The organism is Salinispora fenicalii (assembly GCF_000514815.1).
In the GTDB taxonomy this organism is placed as follows: domain Bacteria; phylum Actinomycetota; class Actinomycetes; order Mycobacteriales; family Micromonosporaceae; genus Micromonospora; species Micromonospora fenicalii.
Genome location: NZ_AZWQ01000018.1, coordinates 38,689 through 58,006, shown reverse-complemented (window position 1 = coordinate 58,006; position 19,318 = coordinate 38,689). Strand labels below are relative to the sequence as shown.

Here is a 19,318-nt window from a genome sequence, read left to right as displayed (position 1 = left end):
CAGGTCGGCGGGGAGCCCGACGGCTAGGCTCGGCCGCATGACCGACACACCTTCGACCTTCCCCGCCGGCCGGTCGTTCGAGGAGTTGGACGCGCTCTCCACCGAGGAGCTGCGCACGCAGGCGTTCGCGGCCGCGCGGGAGCGTCGGGACGTGCGGTTTTTCTGGTCGGTTCTGCGGCACCTGCCGAACGCCGATGAGGCCGCCGCCCTGGATGGCGCGCCGAACTCGGTCGGACCGACCATCGACGAGGCGGTCGCGCTGTGGCGGGAGCTGACCGGCCACGGCTACGAGGAGTCGGCACCGCTGCTGCGGGCGGCCTTCATCGACTATCTGCGGGGGTGACTGCCCCGTTGGGAACGGGCGGCCGGCTCTGGTTGTCGGGGTGGCCCAGGTCGAGCAGGCGGGATCGGGTGAGGACACCCACGGGCTGTTCCTGGTCGATCACCACCACCCGGTCCGCCGTAGAGGTCAACAGGACCCCCAGCGCGTCGTACGCCGATGCCCCGAGCGGCACCGTGGGAAGTTCGGCGGAGACCGGGGTGGCGGAGACCGGTTCGACCGTCTCCCGGGTGACCGGGGTGACGGCCAAGCGTCGGATGCCCCGGTCGGCACCGACGAACTCCCGGACGAACGGGGTGGCTGGCGCGCCAAGCACGGCGGCCGGGGTGTCGAACTGCTCCAGGCGGCCGCCCTCGGAGAGCACCGCGATCCGGTCGCCCAGCCGAACCGCCTCGTCGAGGTCGTGCGTTACCAGCACGATGGTCTTGCGGACCTCGGCCTGCAACCGCAGGAACTCCTCCTGGAGCCGGGTCCGGACGATCGGGTCAACCGCGGAGAAGGGCTCGTCCATCAGCAGGACCACCGGGTCCGCGGCGAGCGCCCGGGCCACGCCAACCCGCTGCCGTTGACCACCGGAGAGCTCATGCGGGTAGCGGGAGCCGAACTGGGCCGGGTCCAGGCCGACCAGCTCCAACAGCTCGGTGACTCGCTGCCGGCGGCGATCCCGGGGCCAGCCGAGCAGCTGTGGCACGGTGGCGACGTTCGCACTGATGGTCTGGTGCGGGAAGAGGCCGACGTTCTGGATCACGTAGCCGATGCGGCGGCGCAGCCGTACCGGGTCCACCCGCGTGACGTCTGCTCCATCGAGCAGGATCCGGCCGCCGGTCGGCTCGATGAGGCGGTTCACCATCCGGAGCACGGTTGACTTGCCGCAGCCGGAGGGGCCGATCAGCACTACCAACTCGCCGGCCGCGACCTCCAGGGTCAGCTCCTGGACCGCCTCAGTGCCGTCCGGGTAGCGCTTGCCGATCTTGTCGAGGGAGATCGAGGCCGCACGCGCCTCATCGGCGGCGGATCCCCGCAGGGTAACGTCCACACATGTCCTTCCGCTTGAGCTACCGGGCCGACCCGGGTAACCCGTGGTTTTCCTGGCAGTACGTGCGGGACAACTCTGACACGATCCTCACCGCGCTGCGCGAGCACACCTCGCTTACCGTGCGGGCGGTGCTCATCGCGGTGCTGATCGCGGTGCCGCTGGCCGTGGCCGCGTACTGGTTCCGCGCTCTGACCGGGCCCATCCTGGCGGTCACCGGTGTGCTCTACACCATCCCGTCGCTGGCGTTGTTCGCCTTCCTCGCGCCGTACCTGGGGATCGGGGCGGTGACCGTGCTCACCGTGGTGGTGCTCTACGCGCTGTTGGTGATCGTCCGCAATGCGCTCGCTGGGCTCACCCAGGTGCCGCCCGAGGTGCGGGAGGCGGCGGAGGGCATGGGATACGGCCGCTGGGGGCGGTTGTTCCGGATCGACTTGCCGCTGGCCCTACCGGGCATCCTCACCGGGCTGCGCCTGGCCACGGTCTCGACAGTGGCGCTGGTCACCGTGGGTGTGGTCGTGGGGCGGGGCGGGCTCGGTCAGTTGATCTTTGCCGGCTTGCAGAACAACTTCTACAAGGCGCAGATCATGACCGGTACGCTGCTCTGCGTCCTGCTCGCCTTGGTGTTCGACCTCGTCCTGGCCGGTGCCGGGCGGCTGCTCACCCCGTGGCTGCGTCGCCGGAGCGCGGCATGATCGCGGTGGCGGGGCCGATCGAGGCGGCGGTGGTCTGGCTCAACGACCCGCTGAACTGGACCAATCCGGGCGGCATCCTGGACCGGGTCGGCGAACATCTCGCCATCTCCGGGGCGGCGGTGCTCCTGGGCTGCCTGGTCGCGTGGCCGATCGGGCTCTGGCTCGGGCACACCGGGCGTGGGGGCGGGCTGGTCGTGCTGGTGGCCAACCTGACCCTGGCCGTACCGACGCTGGCCCTGCTCGCCATCCTGCCGTTGACCTTCCTCGGCTTCGGTCGGCCGGCGGTGGTGGTGGCGCTGGCGGTCTTCGCGATCCCGCCGTTGCTGGCCAACGCGTACACCGGGGTGCGTGAGGTGGATCCGGAGGCCCGGGACGCGGCCCGGGGGATGGGCTTCTCCGGCTGGCAGCTGCTGCGTCGGGTCGAGCTGCCGCTCGCCGTGCCGTACCTGGCGGCGGGGTTTCGCACCGCGGCAGTGCAGGTCGTGGCCACCGCCGCGCTGGCCTCCTTCGTCAACGGCGGCGGCCTTGGGCAGATCATTCGGGCCGGGTTCGGTCTGGACATCGCCGCCGGCGGTGGGCAGATCCTCGCCGGCGGTCTGCTGGTGGCGGGGCTCGCCATGCTGGTGGAGTTGGTGTTGGCGCTGGTCGAGCGGCTGGTCACCCCGCGGCCGCTGCGCAACCGCGGCCGGCGGGCGGGGCGGCGCGCGGCCGACGCGGTCAGCGGCGCGTGACCGGCGTCTGACCGGTGCCTCCGGTTCCTGACCGGTGTCTCCGGCGCCTCCGGTGCCGGACCGGCGCCGCGAGGATGCTTCGGGTCGCCCGGGCAGTCGCGTCGGTGCCGGGTGACGATCCGGTGACGAAGTCCGAGCAGAGTTTGTCGTACCCGGCGTGAGAATGTTGGGTGGGAGCGCGGGCGGCACCGATCGCCCGTCGGAGACGCGGGTGTATTGATCGCCCGTCGGACACGCGGCCGGCGCAGGAGCCGTGCCGGGACACGGAAGGCGGGCAGACATGCACGCAGGCACACGTTTGGCAATCGGCGCTGTCGGCGTCCTGACCACGGCCGGGCTCCTGACCGGCTGCGGCGAGGCCGGTTCGTCGGGCACGGACGCGCCCGAGACGGCGGCGGCGGGGGAGGGATGTGCCCCGGTGGCCGGCGACGAGTTGGTCGTGCTGACCGACGACAAGTCGTTGCAGAACAGCGACAACATCATCCCGGCGGTCAACGCCGACGTCGCGACCACACCGCTCATCGCCGCCCTGGACCAGGTCTCCGCGGCGCTGGACACGCCGAAGCTGGTCCAGCTCAACAAGGCCGTTGACGATGACCGCAAGACGCCCGCCGTCGCGGCGGCCGAGTTCGCCACCGCCCACGACCTCACCGCTGGCATTGCGAAGGGGCCCGGCGGTACGATCAAGATCGGCGCCGCCAACTTCAGCGAGAGCCAGACCCTCGCCGAGCTCTACAAGATCGTACTGGCCGCCGCCGGCTACCAGGCCGAGGTGCAGCAGGTCGGCAGCCGTGAACTCTACGAGCCGGCCCTGGAGAAGGGTGAGATCCAGGTCTTCCCCGAGTACGCGGCCACCCTGGCGGAGTTCCTTAACACCAAGGCGAACGGCGAGGACGCCCAGCCGGTCTCCTCGCCGGACCTGGACGAGACGGTCGCCGCGCTGAAGACGCTCGGCGCGGAGGTCAACCTGGCCCTCGGCGCACCGGCTGCGGCCCAGAACCAGAACGCCTTCGCCGTCACGAGCGCCTTCGCCGAGCAGCACGGTGTACGGACTCTCTCCGAGCTGGCCGAGAAGTGCTCTGGCCAGGAGACCGTCCTGGCCGGTCCGCCGGAGTGCCCGCAGCGGCCGAAGTGCCAGGTTGGGCTGGTCGAGATCTATGACTTCCGGGCCGGGTCGTTCAGCTCACTTGATGCCGGTGGACCGCAGACGAAGAACGCTCTGCGGACCGGCGAGGTCAGCGTGGGTCTGGTGTTCTCCTCCGACGGAGCCCTCACCGCCGGCTGAGCCCAGCAGTAGCAGGGAGAGTTGCGCTGCCGTTCCCACGCGGCGCAACTCTCGGTAGGCTGCACAGCCATGTCCGTCCCGGCCGTGACTGATGACCCGCGTAAACCTCGGGTGCCCACGGCACTGTTCCGGGCCGGTGTGGCATGCGCCCCGGTGGCGGCGCTGGTCTTGCTCATCGCTGACAGCAACGGGCTGCTACGGGTCGCCGCCGTACTGGCGATTCTGGCGGTCGTGCTGATCGGCCTGTCGATCGTGCTGCGTCCCGACGACGGCGCCCGGGCCGGGGAGCTGCGGGGCGAGATCGAACGGCTTCGCCACGAGCTGCACGGCGAGATCGTGGCTGCGGCCCAGCGGGGCAACCAGGCACTCGACCAGACGCAGCGCACCCAGGAGGCGGTGGTGGCGCTGGGCCGACGCCTCGACGCCGGTGCCGCCGCGCCGGTCGGGAGTGCCGGCGCCGCGCCGGTCGAGACCGAAGGTGCGCAGCGGGCACGGGTCCCGGTTGACGGGCCGGCCGGGCGGGCGGCCGTTCCGGAGGCCGACCGCTGGGGTGACCACGAGGGCGACCGGACGGGTGACTCCCAACCTCAGGGCCACTTTCCGGGCGGCCACTCCACTGCCGGAGCGGCCGGGGCATACGCCGCGTTCCACCCATCGGCCGGAGAGCCGGGGGCCGACGAGCGCTTCGCCGGTCAGCCCGGCACCGAGCGGGCCGCCGGCGCCAGTGCGGGAACCGCCGGCACCTATGGCGGCACTGACGGTGGTGCCTGGTCGGCGGAGCCGGATGGCCGGCACGCCGCCCCCCTGCGCGGCGTGGTGCGGCACACCGAGACGGTGCACGTCACCCGGCACACCGTGGTCGATGGTGGCCGGAACCACTCCGGTGCGCCCGCCAGCGACTACGACCGGCGGTGGCCGTCCGGCCCGGACGCACCGTCGTGGGCTGAGGACGGGGAGCGTCGCTCCTGGTCCGGGGCCGAGGCCGGGACCCGGGACCGGGAGCGCCGCTCCTGGCCGGGCGCCGACGACTCCGATGACCGGTCATGGTCGGACCAGGGCGGGCGGGCACGCGACGATCGTGGGTTGGGCGAGCCGCCAGAGGTCACCGGGGCCGGAACACGGTGGGATGACCAAGGCTGGGCCAGCCAGCCCGACGGCCAGGGCTGGGGCGGTGAGCGGTCTGACCGCGGCGGCGTCAACCAGCATGGCGGGGAGCTTGCGGCGGGCGGCGACGCGGAGGACGGGTACTGGTCGCAGCTGCGGGCCGGAAACCGTTGGGCCACCGTCCACGCGGATGAGCGCGGGCACGAACTGCGGCTGGGTGAGCAGCGGGCGCAGGTGCGCACGGATCGGGGCGGTGCCGAATACCGGGTGGACCAGCGGTGGGCCGCGGTCCGTCGAGACGAGCCCGGACGGGACCGCGCCGACGCTGGACGGGGCGGGTGGTCCGAACCGGCGGAACGGTCCGCGCTGCCCCCGGAGTCCGCCGAGTGGGAGCCGCCGCGGCAACGACAGCCCGAGCCCCGGTGGCAGCCCGAACCTCGGTGGCAGTCAGAACCCCAGCGCCAGCCCGAGCCCCAGTGGCAGTCCGAACCCCAGCGTCAGCCGGAGCCGGGCCGGTACGGCCGCGGGGACAACCGGTGGCGTTGACGGCTGCGACAATGCCGGCGGGCGCAGCCGGCCGCTCACTTGTCGATGTCGCCAACCACGAAGAACATCGAGCCGAGGATGGCGACCAGGTCTGGCACCAGGCAACCGGGCAGGAGGGTGGCCAGCGCCTGTACGTTGGCGTACGACGCGGTGCGGAGCTTGAGCCGCCACGGCGTCTTCTCACCCCGGGACACCAGGTAGTAGCCGTTGATGCCGAGCGGGTTCTCGGTCCAGGCGTAGGTGTGCCCCTCGGGCGCCTTGAGTACCTTCGGCAGCCGGGTGTTGATCGGGCCGGTGAGCTGGTCCACCCGGTCCAGGCACTGCTCGGCGAGGTCGAGCGAGACGTACACCTGGTCGAGTAGCACCTCGAAGCGGGAGTGGCAGTCACCCGCGGTGCGGGTCACCACCGGCACGTCGAGCTGGTCGTACGCCAGGTATGGCTCGTCCCGGCGTAGGTCGAGGTCGAGGCCGGAGGCGCGGGCGACCGGTCCGGAGGCGCCGAACGCCGCGGCCTGGGCCGCCGAGAGCACCCCCACGCCGACGGTACGGGCCAGGAAGATCTCGTTGCGCCGGATCAGGTTGTCCAGGTCGGGCAGGCTCTGTCGGACCTCGCCGATGGCCGCCCGAGCCCGCCCGGTCCAGCCGGCCGGCACCTCCTCCTTGAGTCCACCGACCCGGTTGAACATGTAGTGGATCCGCCCGCCGGAGACCTCCTCGAGCACCGCCTGGAGCGTCTCCCGTTCCCGAAAGGCGTAGAACATCGGGGTGATCGCCCCGATCTCCAGCGGGTACGAGCCGAGGAACATCAGGTGGTTTAGGATCCGGTTCAGCTCGGCGAGCGCCATTCGGAGCCAGGTGGCCCGCTCCGGAACCTCCATCCCCAGCAACCGCTCCACGGCGAGCACCACGCCGAGTTCGTTGGCGAACGCCGAGAGCCAGTCGTGCCGATTCGCCAACACGATGATCTGCCGGTAGTCGCGGACCTCGAACAGCTTCTCCGCGCCCCGGTGCATGTAGCCGATGATCGGTTCGGCGCTCACCACCCGTTCGCCGTCGAGCACCAGCCGCAGCCGGAGTACGCCGTGCGTCGAGGGGTGCTGCGGACCGATGTTGAGCACCATGTCTGTGCCGAGTTGTTCCCCACCGGCGCCGGTGCCGACGGTCAGTTCGCGGAGATCGGCGTGGGTGGTCATGCCTGTCATGGTGCCACGAGTGGGTCGAGGGGGCCGCCGGCCGGCTGGAGGAGCCACCAGTGTCCGCCGAGGCCGGCCGGGTCGATCAGCTCGGCCACCGCCGACGCCGCGGAGAGGGCCCGGAGGTATCCCGCGGGGTCGGTGCTGGCCCGCTCCAGCGGTGGGCGGCGGCCGTCGGCACCGAGCGCCCGCAGCGCCGTCCGCTGCGACACCAGGGTGTACGGAGCCTGCGCGACCTGCGCACCGGCGGCGGCGACCGAGTCCACGCAGAGGTGCGCGGTGACATCGCACGATCCGTCGGGTACCGGTGGGACCTGCCGCCCGTTCCGGTAGCCGGTCAAGGTCCCGGCGGTCGGTCGGGATTGCCGGAGGTGCCCGTAGTCCACGGCGACCGCCAGCCCCCGGTCGAGTCGTCCGAGGGCGTCCGCCCAGGCGTCGTCGCGGGTTCGGCCGATCTCGGCGCGGATGCCCGGGCTGTCGGCGGGCGGCGACCACCACCGGGCCAGCCAGTCGGCGTCTTCCGGGCTGACCGGGGTGCCGACCGTCTCCTCGCCGGTGGCGGGGTCCACCAGGAGGTACCGCCAGCCCGCCGGGGTGGTCACGGCCAGATCCAGCGGTACGTTGTCGAGCCACTCGGTGGCCAGGAGGAGGCCGGTGATGCCGGCGGGGATCTCGTTCGTCCAGGTGATCTCCGCGGGCAGGTCCGCGGGGCGCGGGGCGCGTTCGACGGCGGTGAGGCGCAGCCGGTGCGCGAGGGACGCGTCGGTGGCCCCGGCGATGCTGGCATGGAGGGTGCGCAGCAGCTCGCCCCGCCCCGCCCCGACATCGACGATTGCGATGGGGGCTGGGTGGTCCAGGGCGGCGTCAACGGTGGCGATAAGCCGGTGCAGGGCCGCCGCGAACGCCGGGGAGGCGTGCACGCTGGTGCGGAAGTGGTCGGCCGGGCCGGCTCCGGAGACGAAGAAGCCGTCCGGCCCGTACAGCGCCTGCTCCATCGCGTCCCGCCAGCGGATCGACATCAGCTCCTCCTTCGGTTCGGCCGCCCCGTTGCGGATCGGCCCCTCTCGTTGTCTTCGGTGGCGAACGGGATCCCTGACCCCGGTGGGTGAACGTTTTCACACCTCCCTGTCCCGGTTCCGGCACCGCGGCGCATACTTGCCAACGACCGGTACCCCTCCGAGGACTGGATCATCGTTATGAGCGCTTCGCTGTCGCCGCGTCCCGGCATTCCGTCGGTTGACGCTCCCACCTCCCGATCCCTGACCGTCGGCGTGATCGGCGTTGGCCGGGTCGGTGCCGTGTTGGCCGCTGCTTTCGCCGCCGCCGGGCACCGGGTTGTCGCCGCGGCTGGGGGTTCCGCCGCCTCGCAAGCCCGGATGGCGCTGCTCCTGGCCGACGTGCCGCGGCAGCCGGCTACCTCGGTAGCCCGCGCTGCCACCGATCTCTTGCTGGTGGCGGTCCCCGACGACGCGCTCACGGGGGTCGTCGCCGGCCTCGCCGAGGCCGGGGCGTTGCGCCCGGGCCAAGTGGTCGCGCACACCTCCGGCGCGCACGGTCTGGCGGTACTGGCGCCGGTCGTCGGGGCCGGGGCCAGCCCGCTGGCCCTGCACCCCGCGATGACCTTCACCGGTACGCCAGACGATCTCACCCGGCTGCCCGGCACCTCGTACGGGTTGACCGCCCCGGCGCAGTTGCGCCCGTTCGCCACCCGACTCGTCGCCGACCTCAACGGCGTACCGGAGTGGGTCGCTGAGGTGGACCGGCCGCTCTACCACGCGGCTCTCGTGCACGGTGCCAACCACCTGATCACGCTCGTCAACGAGGCGGCTGACCGGCTGCGGGATGCCGGGGTGACTCAGCCGGAACGGGTGCTCACGCCGCTGCTGGGGGCCGCCTTGGACAACGCGCTGCGGCTCGGGGACGATGCGCTGACCGGACCGATCGCCCGGGGGGACATCGGCACCGTGGAACGGCACTTGACCCAGCTCACGGCGACCGCGCCGGAATCGGTGGGGCCCTACCTGGCGTTGGCCCGACGGACGGCGGATCGAGTGATCGCGGCCGGCCGGCTGCAGCCCATGGACGCGCAGCCGCTGCTGGGCGTGCTGAGTGGGTGGGATCGGGAGGTGGCTGCGTGACCGAGCTGGTGCACACCCGCGCCGACCTGGCGGCGGTGCGGGGCGGATTAACCGGCACCGTGGGCGTCGTCATGACCATGGGCGCCCTGCACTCCGGGCACGAGACCCTGCTGCGGGCGGCCCGGGAGCAGACCGACAACCTCGTGGTCACGATCTTCGTGAACCCGCTTCAGTTCGGGCCGGACGAGGACTTCAACCGCTATCCGCGCACCCTCGACGAGGACCTGGAGATTTGCCGCCGGGCCGGCGCGGCGGTGGTCTTCGCGCCGGCCGACCCGGAGCTGTACCCGCAGGGCCAGCCCCGGGTCTGGGTCAACCCGGGCCAGCTCGGCGAGGAGTTGGAGGGGCAGAGCCGTCCGGGCTTCTTCCACGGGGTGCTGACCGTGGTGTTGAAGCTGCTCCAGCTCATCCGGCCGGACCAGGCGTTCTTCGGCGAGAAGGACTATCAACAGCTGACCCTGGTCCGTCGGATGGTGCGCGACCTGGATGTGCCGGTGGAGATCGTCGGCGTGCCGACGGTTCGGGAGCCAGACGGGCTGGCCCTGTCCAGCCGCAACCGCTACTTGTCGCCCGAGGGCCGGGCGGCGGCGCTGACCCTGTCGGGGGCGTTGCGGGCGGGGGTAGCCGCCGCCGCCGGGGGCGCGGACGCGGGCGCGGTGTTGGCCGCCGCGCACGCCGCATTCGACTCCGGCCCGCCCAGCGTCGAACTGGATTACCTGGTGCTTACCGATCCGGAGTTGGAGCCGGGGCCGGTCACCGGCCCGGCGCGGTTGCTCGCCGCCGCCTGGGTTGGCACCACCCGTCTGATCGACAACGTGTCGGTCCAGCTCAACCCGCGTTTCTGACCCACCTCACGGAAGGCGCCCGATGCTGCGCACCATGCTTAAGTCGAAGATTCACCGGGCCACGGTTACCCAGGCCGACCTGCACTACGTCGGCTCGGTCACGGTGGACCAGGATCTGCTGGACGCCGCTGACCTGCTCGCGGGGGAGCAGGTGGCGATCGTGGACATCACCAACGGCGCCCGGTTGGAGACCTATGTAATCCCGGGCCAGCGAGGCAGCGGCGTGATCGGCATTAACGGTGCCGCCGCCCACTTGGTCCGCCCGGGTGATTTGGTCATCCTCATCGCCTACGGACAGCTGGAGGACGCGCAGGCGCGTACCTACCAGCCGCGGATCGTGCACGTCGATTCAGGCAACCGAATTGTTGACCTGACCGCGGACGCGGCCACGGCGGCACCCGGGACGGCGGGGTCGCCGGTTCCCAACCCGTTGGCGGACTCGCTGGGCTGACCGGGGCCCGGCGCGCGCTTGTTCCTCCGGTGGGCGGGTGTCCGCCCACCGGAGCCACGCTGCAGGGCGCTGGTCCGGCTCGGTTGTCGGTCCGGGCCCGGTGACGAGGAGTTCGCGGCGCTTCTCTTCGACGTCGTTGGCGCGCGGATCGGCCCGGTCAGGTACGGCGTAGCCCAAACCACTCGCCTCGCCCCCGCCGCCTCTGGCGCGCATTGTTCGGGTTAACTGTGGGGATGGACCTACCGACCGGTGACTGGCCAGCCCTGCCCCGCCTGCTGGCGGCGCCCGCGCCCGGGTGGGTGGAGACGACTGACGTGATCGTCGTCGGCTCCGGTGTCGCCGGCCTGACCGCCGCGCTCCACCTGCGTGAGGCGGGCCTGCACGTCACGGTGGTCTCCAAGGTCGACATTGAGGAGGGCTCGACGCGCTGGGCGCAGGGCGGCATCGCTGCGGTGCTCGATCCCCACGACACCCCCGCGGCCCACGCCTCGGACACCGAGATCGCTGGCGTCGGCCTCAGCGATCCAGCGGCGGTCCGGGTTCTCGTCGAGGAGGGGCCCACCCGGCTGCGGGAGTTGATGCGGATCGGCGCGGAGTTCGATCGCAACCCGGATGGCTCGCTCATGCTCAGCCGGGAGGGTGGGCACCGAGCGGACCGGATCGTGCACGCGGGTGGCGATGCCACCGGTGCCGAGGTGCAGCGGGCACTCCACGCCGCTGTTCGCCGGGACCCGTGGATCCGACTTTTCGAGCACGCCCTGGTGCTGGACCTGCTCCGGGCCCCCGGAGACGGTCCGGATGGGCTCGGCCCTGCCTGTGGGGTGACCCTGCACGTGCTCGGTGAGGGCAGCGAGGACGGCGTCGGGGCGATCCTGGGTCGCGCGGTGGTGCTCGCGACCGGGGGGATGGGTCAGGTCTTCGGGGTCACGACCAACCCCGCGGTCTCCACCGGTGACGGGGTGGCCCTCGCGTTGCGGGCTGGTGCCGCCGTCACCGATGTGGAGTTCGTCCAGTTCCATCCGACCGCGCTGATCGTCCCGCCATCCGCTCGGACGTCCGGGGCCCGGCACGCCCAGCAGCCGTTGGTCTCCGAGGCGCTGCGGGGCGAGGGTGCCCAGCTGGTGGATGCCGACGGCAAGCGGTTCATGGTCGGGCAGCACGAGTTGGCGGAGCTTGCCCCCCGGGACGTGGTCGCGAAGGGCATCCACCGGGTGCTGTTGGCCACGGGATCGGACCATGTCTTTCTCGACGCCCGGCACCTCGGCGGCGACTTCCTCGCCCGCCGTTTTCCCACCATCGTGGCCTCCTGCCTGGCCATCGGCGTCGACCCGGCGACCGACCTGATTCCGGTGGCCCCGGCGGCGCACTACGCCTCCGGCGGCGTCCGTACCGACCTGCACGGCCGTACCTCCATCCCCGGCCTGTACGCCTGCGGTGAGGTCGCCTGCACCGGTGTGCACGGCGCGAACCGGCTGGCCAGCAACTCATTGCTGGAGGGGCTGGTCTTCTCCCGCCGGATCGCCGAGGACCTGGCGACCGGTTTGCCGGAGCAGTTGCGTCCGGCCTCGACCGGTGCCTGGGTGGGTGGTGCCGGTCGGGTGCTCCCCGTCGCCGGCGTTCCCGCCCTGCAACGGGCGATGACCCGGGGTGCGGGCGTGCTGCGGTCGGCGGCGACCCTGGCCGATACGGCGGCTGCCCTGGTCGCGTTCGGTGACGCCGCGGGAGTTCCCCGCACCGCGGACTGGGAGGCGACGAATCTGCTGACTGTGGCAACCGTGCTGGTGGCTGCCGCCACCGCGCGGCAGGAGACCCGGGGCTGCCACTGGCGGGAGGACTTTCCGGTGGCCGACGAGCGGTGGCGCGGCCACCTGGTCGGCGCCATTGATCCGCAGGGCCGGCTGACGCGGAGGTGGCAGCGGTTCGGGGCTGTCGAGCGTGGGGAGAAGATGTGACTGGCGAGACCGAGGGCTTGTTGCGGGCGGCGGGGCTGGACCCGGAGCGCGTACGACGGGTGGTCATGGACGCGTTGATGGAGGACCTGGGGCCGGATTTCCTCGACGTGACCAGCGTCGCCACGATCCCCGACAGCCAGGTTGACACGGCCGACGTGGTCGCGCGCGCCGACGGGGTGGTCGCCGGGTTGCCGGTGGCCGCCGCCGTGTTCGAGCTGGTGGGCGAGGTGACCGGAGCCGGCCGTACGGTCGCGGTGTCGCTCGTCGCCCACGACGGGCAGCGGGTGGCCGGTGGCGACGTGCTGGCCACGGTGACCGGCCCGACCCGGCTGCTGCTCACCGCCGAGCGCACCGCGCTGAACCTGCTTTCCCGAATGTCCGGCGTCGCCACCCACACTCGGGCCTGGGCCGACGCGTTGGCGGGCACGAAGGCGATGGTGCTGGACACCCGGAAGACCACCCCGGGCCTGCGGGCGTTGGAGAAGTACGCGGTCCGCGCCGGGGGCGGTACCAATAAGCGGATGGGCCTGCACGATGTGGCCATGGTCAAGGACAACCACAAGCTGGCGGCCGGTGGGGTGGCCGCGGCGTACCGGCGGGTTCGGGCGGCGTTTCCGGGCGTGGGAGTGCAGGTGGAGGTGGACACCCTCGCCGAGGCGGTGGAGGCGGTCGAGGCGGGCGCGGACTTCCTGCTGGTCGACAACATGGGGGTGGAGTTGCTGCGCGAGGTGGTGAGCGCGGTCGGGGAGCGGGCCGAGCTGGAGGCGACCGGGGGGCTGACGTTGGCGGTGGCGGCCGAGGTGGCGGCTACCGGAGTGGACTTCCTGTCGGTTGGCGCGCTTACCCACTCGTCGTCGATTCTGGACATCGCGCTGGACCTGCGGACGGGGTGAGGCGGCCCGCGCTGGCTGTTGTCTAGGCTGTGGGTGTGCTGCTCTGCATCGACATCGGAAACACCAATACCGTACTGGCGACCTTCGATGGCGACAAACTGGTGCACTCGTGGCGGATCAACACGGATCCGCGGTCAACCGCGGATGAGCTGGGGTTGATGTTCCGGGGTCTGCTCTCCGGTGCCGAGGTGGAGATCAGCGGAGTGGCGGCCTGTTCGACGGTGCCCGCCGCGCTCCGGTCGGTGCGTACGATGCTGGACCGCTACTACGCCCACGTGCCGCACATGATCGTCGAACCCGGCGTGCGGACCGGGGTGCAGCTCGCCATCGACAATCCCAAGGAGGTCGGTGCCGACCGGGTGGTTAACACGCTCGCGACGTACAACCTCTACGGCGGCCCGTCGATCGTCGTTGACTTCGGCACCACCACCAATTTCGACGTGATCAGTGGACGGGGCGAGTTCCTGGGCGGGGCGTTCGCCCCCGGCATCGAGATATCCTTCGACGCGCTCGCGGCCCGCGCCGCCCAGCTGCGAAAGGTCGAGGCCGCCCGGCCGCGTTCAGTGATCGGCAAGAACACGGTCGAATGTCTGCAGGCCGGCCTCTACTTCGGCTTCGCCGGGCAGGTGGATCGGATCGTTGAGCGGATGGTGGAGGAGTTGGGTCCGGTGAAGGCGGTGATCGCCACCGGGGGGCTGGCCCCGTTGGTGATGAAGGAGTGCCGGACGATCACCCACCACGAGCCGATGATCACACTGATCGGGCTCCGGATGGTCTACGACCGCAACGTTTGAGCCAGGCCCTGCCGAGTACGGTACGGCCGGTAGCCAGACTGAGGGATCCCGGCTACTGCGGTTGCTATCGGTCGTCGCCGCCCCCCCCGAACGATGGTGTGGGCGTGGGTTCGGTCATGGCGGCCGCTATCCGATGTCCCTCGCGAGAGCCCTTGAGTACGCTCGGGGGCTGACCCCGCCCGAATTCTCTGCCTGAGGAAGCGCGCCGTGATCGAGCAGAACGCCGTACCAGTTGACCCCGCCGACGACCTTCCGGAGCAGATGAAGGTCCGCCGGGAGAAGCGGGACCGGATGCTCGCCGAGGGCATCGAACCGTATCCGCTCGGTTATCCGCGGACCAGCACGCTCGCCGAGATCCGCCAGAGCTACGCCGACCTGCCCACCGACACGGCCACGGGTGACCAGGTGTCGGTCACCGGCCGGGTGATCTTTGTGCGGAACACCGGCAAGCTCTGCTTCGCCACGCTCCGGGACGGCGACGGGACCGAGCTGCAGGCGATGCTCTCCCTGGACCGGGTCGGCGCGCAGCGGCTTGAGGACTGGAAGCGGCTGGTGGACCTCGGTGACCTCGTCGGGGTGACCGGTGAGGTGATCACCAGTCGGCGCGGTGAGCTGTCAGTCTTGGCGCAGGGGTGGGCGGTTACCGCGAAGGCCCTTCGCCCACTGCCGGTGGCGCACAAGCCGCTCAGTGAGGAGGCCCGGGTCCGGCAGCGCTACGTCGACCTCATCGTTCGTCCGCAGGCCCGGCAGATGGTTCGTACCCGGGCGACTGCGGTTCGCAGTCTGCGGGAATCGCTGCACGAGCGGGGCTTCCTTGAGGTGGAGACCCCGATGCTCCAACTGCTGCACGGCGGTGCGGCCGCTCGCCCATTCGTGACCCACAGCAATGCGCTCAGCACCGATCTGTATCTGCGAATCGCTCCGGAACTATTTCTCAAGCGGGCGCTCGTCGGTGGCGTAGATCACGTATTCGAGATCAACCGTAACTTCCGCAATGAGGGTGTCGACTCGTCGCACTCGCCGGAGTTCGCGATGCTCGAGGCTTACCAGGCGTATGGCGACTACGACACGATCGGTGAGTTGACCCGTCATCTCATCCAACGGGCGGCGCTCGCGGTCGGCGGCTCGACGGTGGTGACCCACGCGGATGGTCGCGAGTTCGACCTCGGCGGTGAGTGGCGTTCGGTGACCCTGTTCGGTTCCCTTTCCGAAGCGCTCGGAGAGGAGGTCACGGTTCGCACGGAGCGGACCCGCCTGGTCGAGTACGCGGACAAGGTGGACTTGGCGGTCGACCCGAAGTGGGGTCCGGGCAAGCTGGCCGAGGAACTGTTTGAGGAGCTGGTGGTCCCGGGTCTGCTGGAGCCCACCTTCGTTCGGGACTATCCCGAGGAGACCAGCCCGTTGGTCCGGGCGCACCGCACCGAGCCGGGCCTGACCGAGAAGTGGGACCTCTACGTGCTCGGCTTCGAACTGGGTACGGGCTACTCCGAGTTGGTGGATCCAGTTGTTCAGCGGGAGCGTCTGGTGGCCCAGGCGCGGCTCGCAGCGCGGGGCGACGACGAGGCGATGCAGCTCGACGAGGACTTTCTCCGGGCCCTGGAGTACGGAATGCCACCGTCTGGTGGTATGGGAATGGGAATCGACCGGCTCCTCATGGCGCTGACCGGCCTGGGAATTCGGGAAACCATCCTCTTCCCGCTGGTCCGACCGGAGTGACGGTCGGACCACCCGGCTCGGAACCGGATCCTATTGACGCGCGGAGCGTCATCCGGGTTATTGTGCTCTTGCGGGATTCGCAGAACCGCTGCACCCTGCTGGAAAGGAATGTGGGACGTGGCCAAGCAGATCATTCATAAGCTGGTCGATGACCTGGATGGCGGGGACGCTGACGAGACCGTCAAGTTCGCCCTCGACGGCGTTCAGTACGAGATCGACCTGTCGAGCGTCAACGCCGAGAAATTGCGGGAGGTATTCGCCGCGTACGTCGCCAACGGCACGAAGGTGGGCCGGGGTGGCGTGGTCGTGGGTGGCCGGGCCGCCCGGGGCCGGGGCGGTGCCACCGCCGATCGTGAGCAGAACAAGGCGATCCGGGCCTGGGCCAAGAAGGCCGGCAAGGAGATTTCCGACCGGGGTCGCATCCCGCAGGAGATCGTGGACGAGTACCACGCTCGCGCCGGCCACTGACCGGTATTTGGCGGACGCCGACCCGGAGCTAGATACTCCGGGTCGGCGTTGCTGTGTCTCGGGTCGGCGTTTGCTGTGTCTCGGGCCGGCGGCGCGGCGGCGGGGGAATGGGTGGCGCTGCCGGCGGCGCGGTGGCGGGGGAAAGGGTGGCGCTGCCGGCGGCGGGCTCTACGGTGTCGCCGTGGCCGCGACTGGAGCTTGAGTCGGGGGCCGTGACTGGGCTGGGGCCCGTGGCTGGGCTCGGGCCGTGGCTGGGGCGGGATGGGCTGTTTTTGGGCTAGTGACGGTTTCCAGGCTGTCGTGGGGCCGATCCAGCGGCGGCCGAATTTCGCTCTGCGCGTAGCAGCGCTGCTACCGGAACACCTGCTGAGCGCGGACGGTTGGGCAAAACAGCGCGTATCCGGCGCCACCGGGGGACACAGGACCCCAGCGGAGTCGGCCCACGGCGATAGAGTTAAAAGGCACGGACGCCCATCCCGGGCGTTCACGCAGCGGCCCCGCCACGATCTAGACCATCGAGGCGCACGGTATGTGAGGAGCACGAGGGCATGTTCGAGCGGTTCACCGACCGAGCGCGTCGGGTTGTCGTCCTGGCCCAAGAAGAGGCCCGGATGCTCAACCACAATTACATTGGTACTGAGCACATTCTGCTGGGCCTGATCCATGAGGGTGAGGGCGTTGCCGCGAAGGCGCTGGAGAGTCTGGGGATCTCTCTCGAGGGCGTGCGTCAGCAGGTAGAGGAGATCATCGGGCAGGGCCAGCAGGCGCCGAGTGGTCATATTCCGTTCACCCCGCGGGCCAAGAAGGTGCTGGAGCTGTCGCTGCGGGAAGCGCTGCAGCTCGGGCACAACTACATCGGCACCGAGCACATCCTGCTGGGCCTGATCCGTGAGGGTGAGGGCGTGGCGGCTCAGGTGCTGGTGAAGTTGGGGGCCGACCTGAATCGAGTCCGTCAGCAGGTGATTCAGCTGCTGTCGGGCTATCAGGGCAAGGAGCCGGCGGCGGCGGGGACCGCGCCAGGTGAGGCCGCTCCCTCGACGAGCTTGGTGCTGGACCAGTTCGGTCGCAATCTGACGCAGGCGGCCCGTGAGGGCAAGCTTGATCCGGTAATCGGTCGGGAAAAAGAGATCGAGCGGGTCATGCAGGTGCTGTCCCGGCGGACGAAGAACAATCCGGTGCTGATCGGTGAGCCGGGTGTGGGTAAGACCGCCGTGGTCGAGGGCCTGTCGCAGCGGATTGTCAAGGGCGAGGTGCCCGAGACGCTGAAGGACAAGCAGCTGTACACCCTAGACCTGGGTGCATTGGTAGCGGGTTCCCGGTATCGGGGTGACTTCGAGGAGCGGTTGAAGAAGGTCCTCAAGGAGATCCGTACCCGTGGTGACATCATTCTCTTCATTGATGAGATTCACACGTTGGTGGGTGCGGGTGCCGCCGAGGGCGCGATCGACGCGGCAAGCATTCTGAAGCCGATGCTGGCGCGGGGTGAGCTGCAGACCATCGGCGCGACGACGCTGGATGAGTACCGCAAGCACCTGGAGAAGGATGCCGCGTTGGAGCGCCGGTTCCAGCCCATCCAGGTGGGTGAGCCGTCGTTGGCGCACACCATTGAGATCCTGAAGGGGCTGCGGGACCGCTACGAGGCGCACCACCGGGTGTCGATCACGGACGCGGCCCTGGTGGCGGCGGCGACCCTGGCCGACCGGTACATCTCGGATCGATTCCTGCCGGACAAGGCGATCGATCTGATTGATGAGGCGGGTGCGCGGATGCGGATCCGGCGGATGACCGCGCCGCCAGACCTGCGGGACTTCGATGAGCGGATCGCGCAGGTGCGTCGGGACAAGGAGTCCGCGATCGACGCGCAGGACTTCGAACGGGCCGCGCAGCTGCGGGACACCGAGAAGCAGCTGCTGGGCCAGAAGGCGCAGCGGGAGAAGGAGTGGAAGGCCGGCGACCTGGATGTCGTCACCGAGGTCGACGACGAGCAGATCGCCGAGGTGCTCGGTAACTGGACGGGTATCCCGGTCTACAAGCTGACCGAGGAGGAGACCTCCCGGCTGCTGCGGATGGAAGACGAGCTGCACAAGCGGGTCATCGGCCAGGAGGACGCGGTCAAGGCGGTATCGAAGGCGATCCGCCGTACGAGGGCCGGTCTGAAGGACCCGAAGCGGCCGTCTGGGTCGTTCATCTTCGCCGGCCCGTCCGGGGTTGGTAAGACCGAGTTGTCCAAGGCCCTCGCGGAGTTCCTTTTCGGCAGCGAGGACGCGTTGATCCAGCTGGACATGTCCGAGTTCCACGACCGGTACACGGTGTCCCGGCTCGTCGGTGCGCCTCCCGGCTACGTCGGCTACGACGAGGGCGGGCAGCTGACCGAGAAGGTCCGTCGGCGGCCGTTCAGCGTGGTTCTCTTCGACGAGATCGAGAAGGCCCACCCGGACGTGTTCAACACGCTGCTGCAGATCCTCGAGGACGGGCGGCTCACCGACGGTCAGGGCCGGATCGTGGACTTCAAGAACACGGTCATCATCCTGACGACCAACCTCGGTACCCGCGATGTCGCCAAGGCGGTCTCGCTGGGCTTCCAGGCCTCTGATGACTCCGACTCGAACTACGACCGGATGAAGCAGAAGGTCAACGACGAGCTCAAGCAGCACTTCCGGCCGGAGTTCCTTAACCGGATCGACGACACCATCGTCTTCCACCAGCTGCGCCACCGGGAGATTCTCTCGATCGTCGATATCATGATCGGCCGGATCGAGACCCAACTGCGCAACAAGGACATGGGGCTGGAGCTCACCGACAACGCCAAGAAGTACCTCGCGACGAAGGGCTTCGACCCCGTTCTCGGTGCCCGGCCGCTACGCCGCACGATCCAGCGCGACATCGAGGACAACCTCTCCGAGCGGATCCTGTTCAACGAGCTCAACCCCGGCCAGATCGTCATCGTTGACTGCGACGGTGATCCGGCCGATATCGATTCCTCCACCCTCACCTTCCGTGGCACCGACAAACCGGCCGAACTGCCGGATGCGGTCCCAGCCGACCTCGGCGGCGCCGCCACGGGAGCGGACGACACGGCGTAGGCCGGGCAGGTCCAACCGAGCGCGCAACGGCCCGATGGCGATCGCCATCGG

Annotated in this window: 17 protein-coding genes; 14 read left to right on the top strand and 3 right to left on the bottom strand. The window is 70.2% G+C overall.

All coding sequences use genetic code 11. The annotated features are described in order from the left end of the window. The first annotated feature begins 37 nt into the window (after window positions 1-37). The gene (locus tag B116_RS0108325) at window positions 38-343 is read left to right on the top strand and encodes a hypothetical protein (protein WP_018720989.1); all 306 of its coding nucleotides are present in this window, start codon (window positions 38-40) and stop codon (window positions 341-343) included. Here B116_RS0108325 and B116_RS0108320 read toward each other — a convergent pair. Further along, entirely contained in the window at window positions 321-1,376 is a 1,056-nt protein-coding gene (locus B116_RS0108320) for an ABC transporter ATP-binding protein (protein WP_027659772.1), read from the bottom strand. The genes B116_RS0108325 and B116_RS0108320 overlap by 23 nt on opposite strands. A 2-nt stretch (window positions 1,377-1,378) precedes the next feature. Here B116_RS0108320 and B116_RS0108315 point away from each other — a divergent pair, with 2 nt between their 5' ends. The 4 genes from B116_RS0108315 (at window position 1,379) to B116_RS0108300 (ending at window position 5,734) form a co-directional block, all read left to right on the top strand. Then, the gene (locus tag B116_RS0108315) at window positions 1,379-2,068 is read left to right on the top strand and encodes an ABC transporter permease (protein WP_018720987.1); all 690 of its coding nucleotides are present in this window, start codon (window positions 1,379-1,381) and stop codon (window positions 2,066-2,068) included. Further along, a complete protein-coding gene (locus B116_RS0108310) occupies window positions 2,065-2,799 on the top strand; it encodes an ABC transporter permease (protein ID WP_033667429.1) in 735 nt (244 codons plus the stop codon). Before B116_RS0108315 ends, B116_RS0108310 begins: the two co-directional genes overlap by 4 nt. Window positions 2,800-3,079: 280 nt before the next feature. Further along, window positions 3,080-4,084, top strand: a complete 1,005-nt coding sequence (locus B116_RS0108305) for a glycine betaine ABC transporter substrate-binding protein (protein WP_027659770.1) — start codon at window positions 3,080-3,082, stop codon at window positions 4,082-4,084. A gap of 69 nt (window positions 4,085-4,153) precedes the next feature. After that, window positions 4,154-5,734, top strand: a complete 1,581-nt coding sequence (locus B116_RS0108300; protein WP_027659769.1) for a hypothetical protein — start codon at window positions 4,154-4,156, stop codon at window positions 5,732-5,734. A gap of 35 nt (window positions 5,735-5,769) precedes the next feature. Here the strand turns inward: B116_RS0108300 and B116_RS0108295 are convergent, their stop codons facing one another. Together B116_RS0108295 and B116_RS0108290 are read right to left on the bottom strand one after the other, a co-directional pair. Then, entirely contained in the window at window positions 5,770-6,936 is a 1,167-nt protein-coding gene (locus B116_RS0108295; RefSeq protein ID WP_188116010.1) for an NADH-quinone oxidoreductase subunit D, read from the bottom strand. Continuing rightward, a complete protein-coding gene (locus tag B116_RS0108290; protein WP_027659768.1) occupies window positions 6,933-7,946 on the bottom strand; it encodes an SAM-dependent methyltransferase in 1,014 nt (337 codons plus the stop codon). Before B116_RS0108290 ends, B116_RS0108295 begins: the two co-directional genes overlap by 4 nt. Window positions 7,947-8,123: 177 nt before the next feature. Here B116_RS0108290 and B116_RS0108285 point away from each other — a divergent pair, with 177 nt between their 5' ends. From B116_RS0108285 to B116_RS0108240, 9 genes are all read left to right on the top strand, one after another. Then, a complete protein-coding gene (locus B116_RS0108285; protein ID WP_018720982.1) occupies window positions 8,124-9,065 on the top strand; it encodes a Rossmann-like and DUF2520 domain-containing protein in 942 nt (313 codons plus the stop codon). After that, window positions 9,062-9,910, top strand: a complete 849-nt coding sequence (panC, locus tag B116_RS0108280; RefSeq protein WP_027659767.1) for a pantoate--beta-alanine ligase — start codon at window positions 9,062-9,064, stop codon at window positions 9,908-9,910. Before B116_RS0108285 ends, panC begins: the two co-directional genes overlap by 4 nt. Window positions 9,911-9,932: 22 nt before the next feature. Then, window positions 9,933-10,361, top strand: coding sequence for an aspartate 1-decarboxylase (panD, locus tag B116_RS0108275; RefSeq protein WP_018720980.1), 429 nt, complete (start codon window positions 9,933-9,935; stop codon window positions 10,359-10,361). Window positions 10,362-10,594: 233 nt separating this feature from the next. After that, entirely contained in the window at window positions 10,595-12,313 is a 1,719-nt protein-coding gene (locus B116_RS0108270; protein WP_027659766.1) for an L-aspartate oxidase, read from the top strand. Next, window positions 12,310-13,206 carry a carboxylating nicotinate-nucleotide diphosphorylase gene (gene nadC, locus B116_RS0108265; RefSeq protein WP_018720978.1) on the top strand — a complete coding sequence of 299 codons (897 nt, stop codon included), beginning with the start codon at window positions 12,310-12,312 and terminating at the stop codon, window positions 13,204-13,206. The genes B116_RS0108270 and nadC overlap by 4 nt, the downstream gene beginning before the upstream one ends. A gap of 35 nt (window positions 13,207-13,241) precedes the next feature. Continuing rightward, window positions 13,242-14,000: a type III pantothenate kinase gene (locus tag B116_RS0108260; RefSeq protein ID WP_027659765.1), complete on the top strand. Its 759-nt coding sequence runs from the start codon at window positions 13,242-13,244 to the stop codon at window positions 13,998-14,000. A gap of 207 nt (window positions 14,001-14,207) precedes the next feature. Beyond that, complete coding sequence (lysS, locus tag B116_RS0108250) at window positions 14,208-15,716, top strand: lysine--tRNA ligase (RefSeq protein ID WP_027659764.1); 1,509 nt, start codon at window positions 14,208-14,210, stop codon at window positions 15,714-15,716. A 117-nt stretch (window positions 15,717-15,833) separates the two neighbouring features. After that, window positions 15,834-16,184, top strand: a complete 351-nt coding sequence (locus B116_RS0108245) for a histone-like nucleoid-structuring protein Lsr2 (RefSeq protein ID WP_033660423.1) — start codon at window positions 15,834-15,836, stop codon at window positions 16,182-16,184. Window positions 16,185-16,732: 548 nt separating this feature from the next. After that, entirely contained in the window at window positions 16,733-19,267 is a 2,535-nt protein-coding gene (locus B116_RS0108240) for an ATP-dependent Clp protease ATP-binding subunit (RefSeq protein WP_018720975.1), read from the top strand. The last annotated feature ends 51 nt before the right edge of the window (window positions 19,268-19,318 follow it).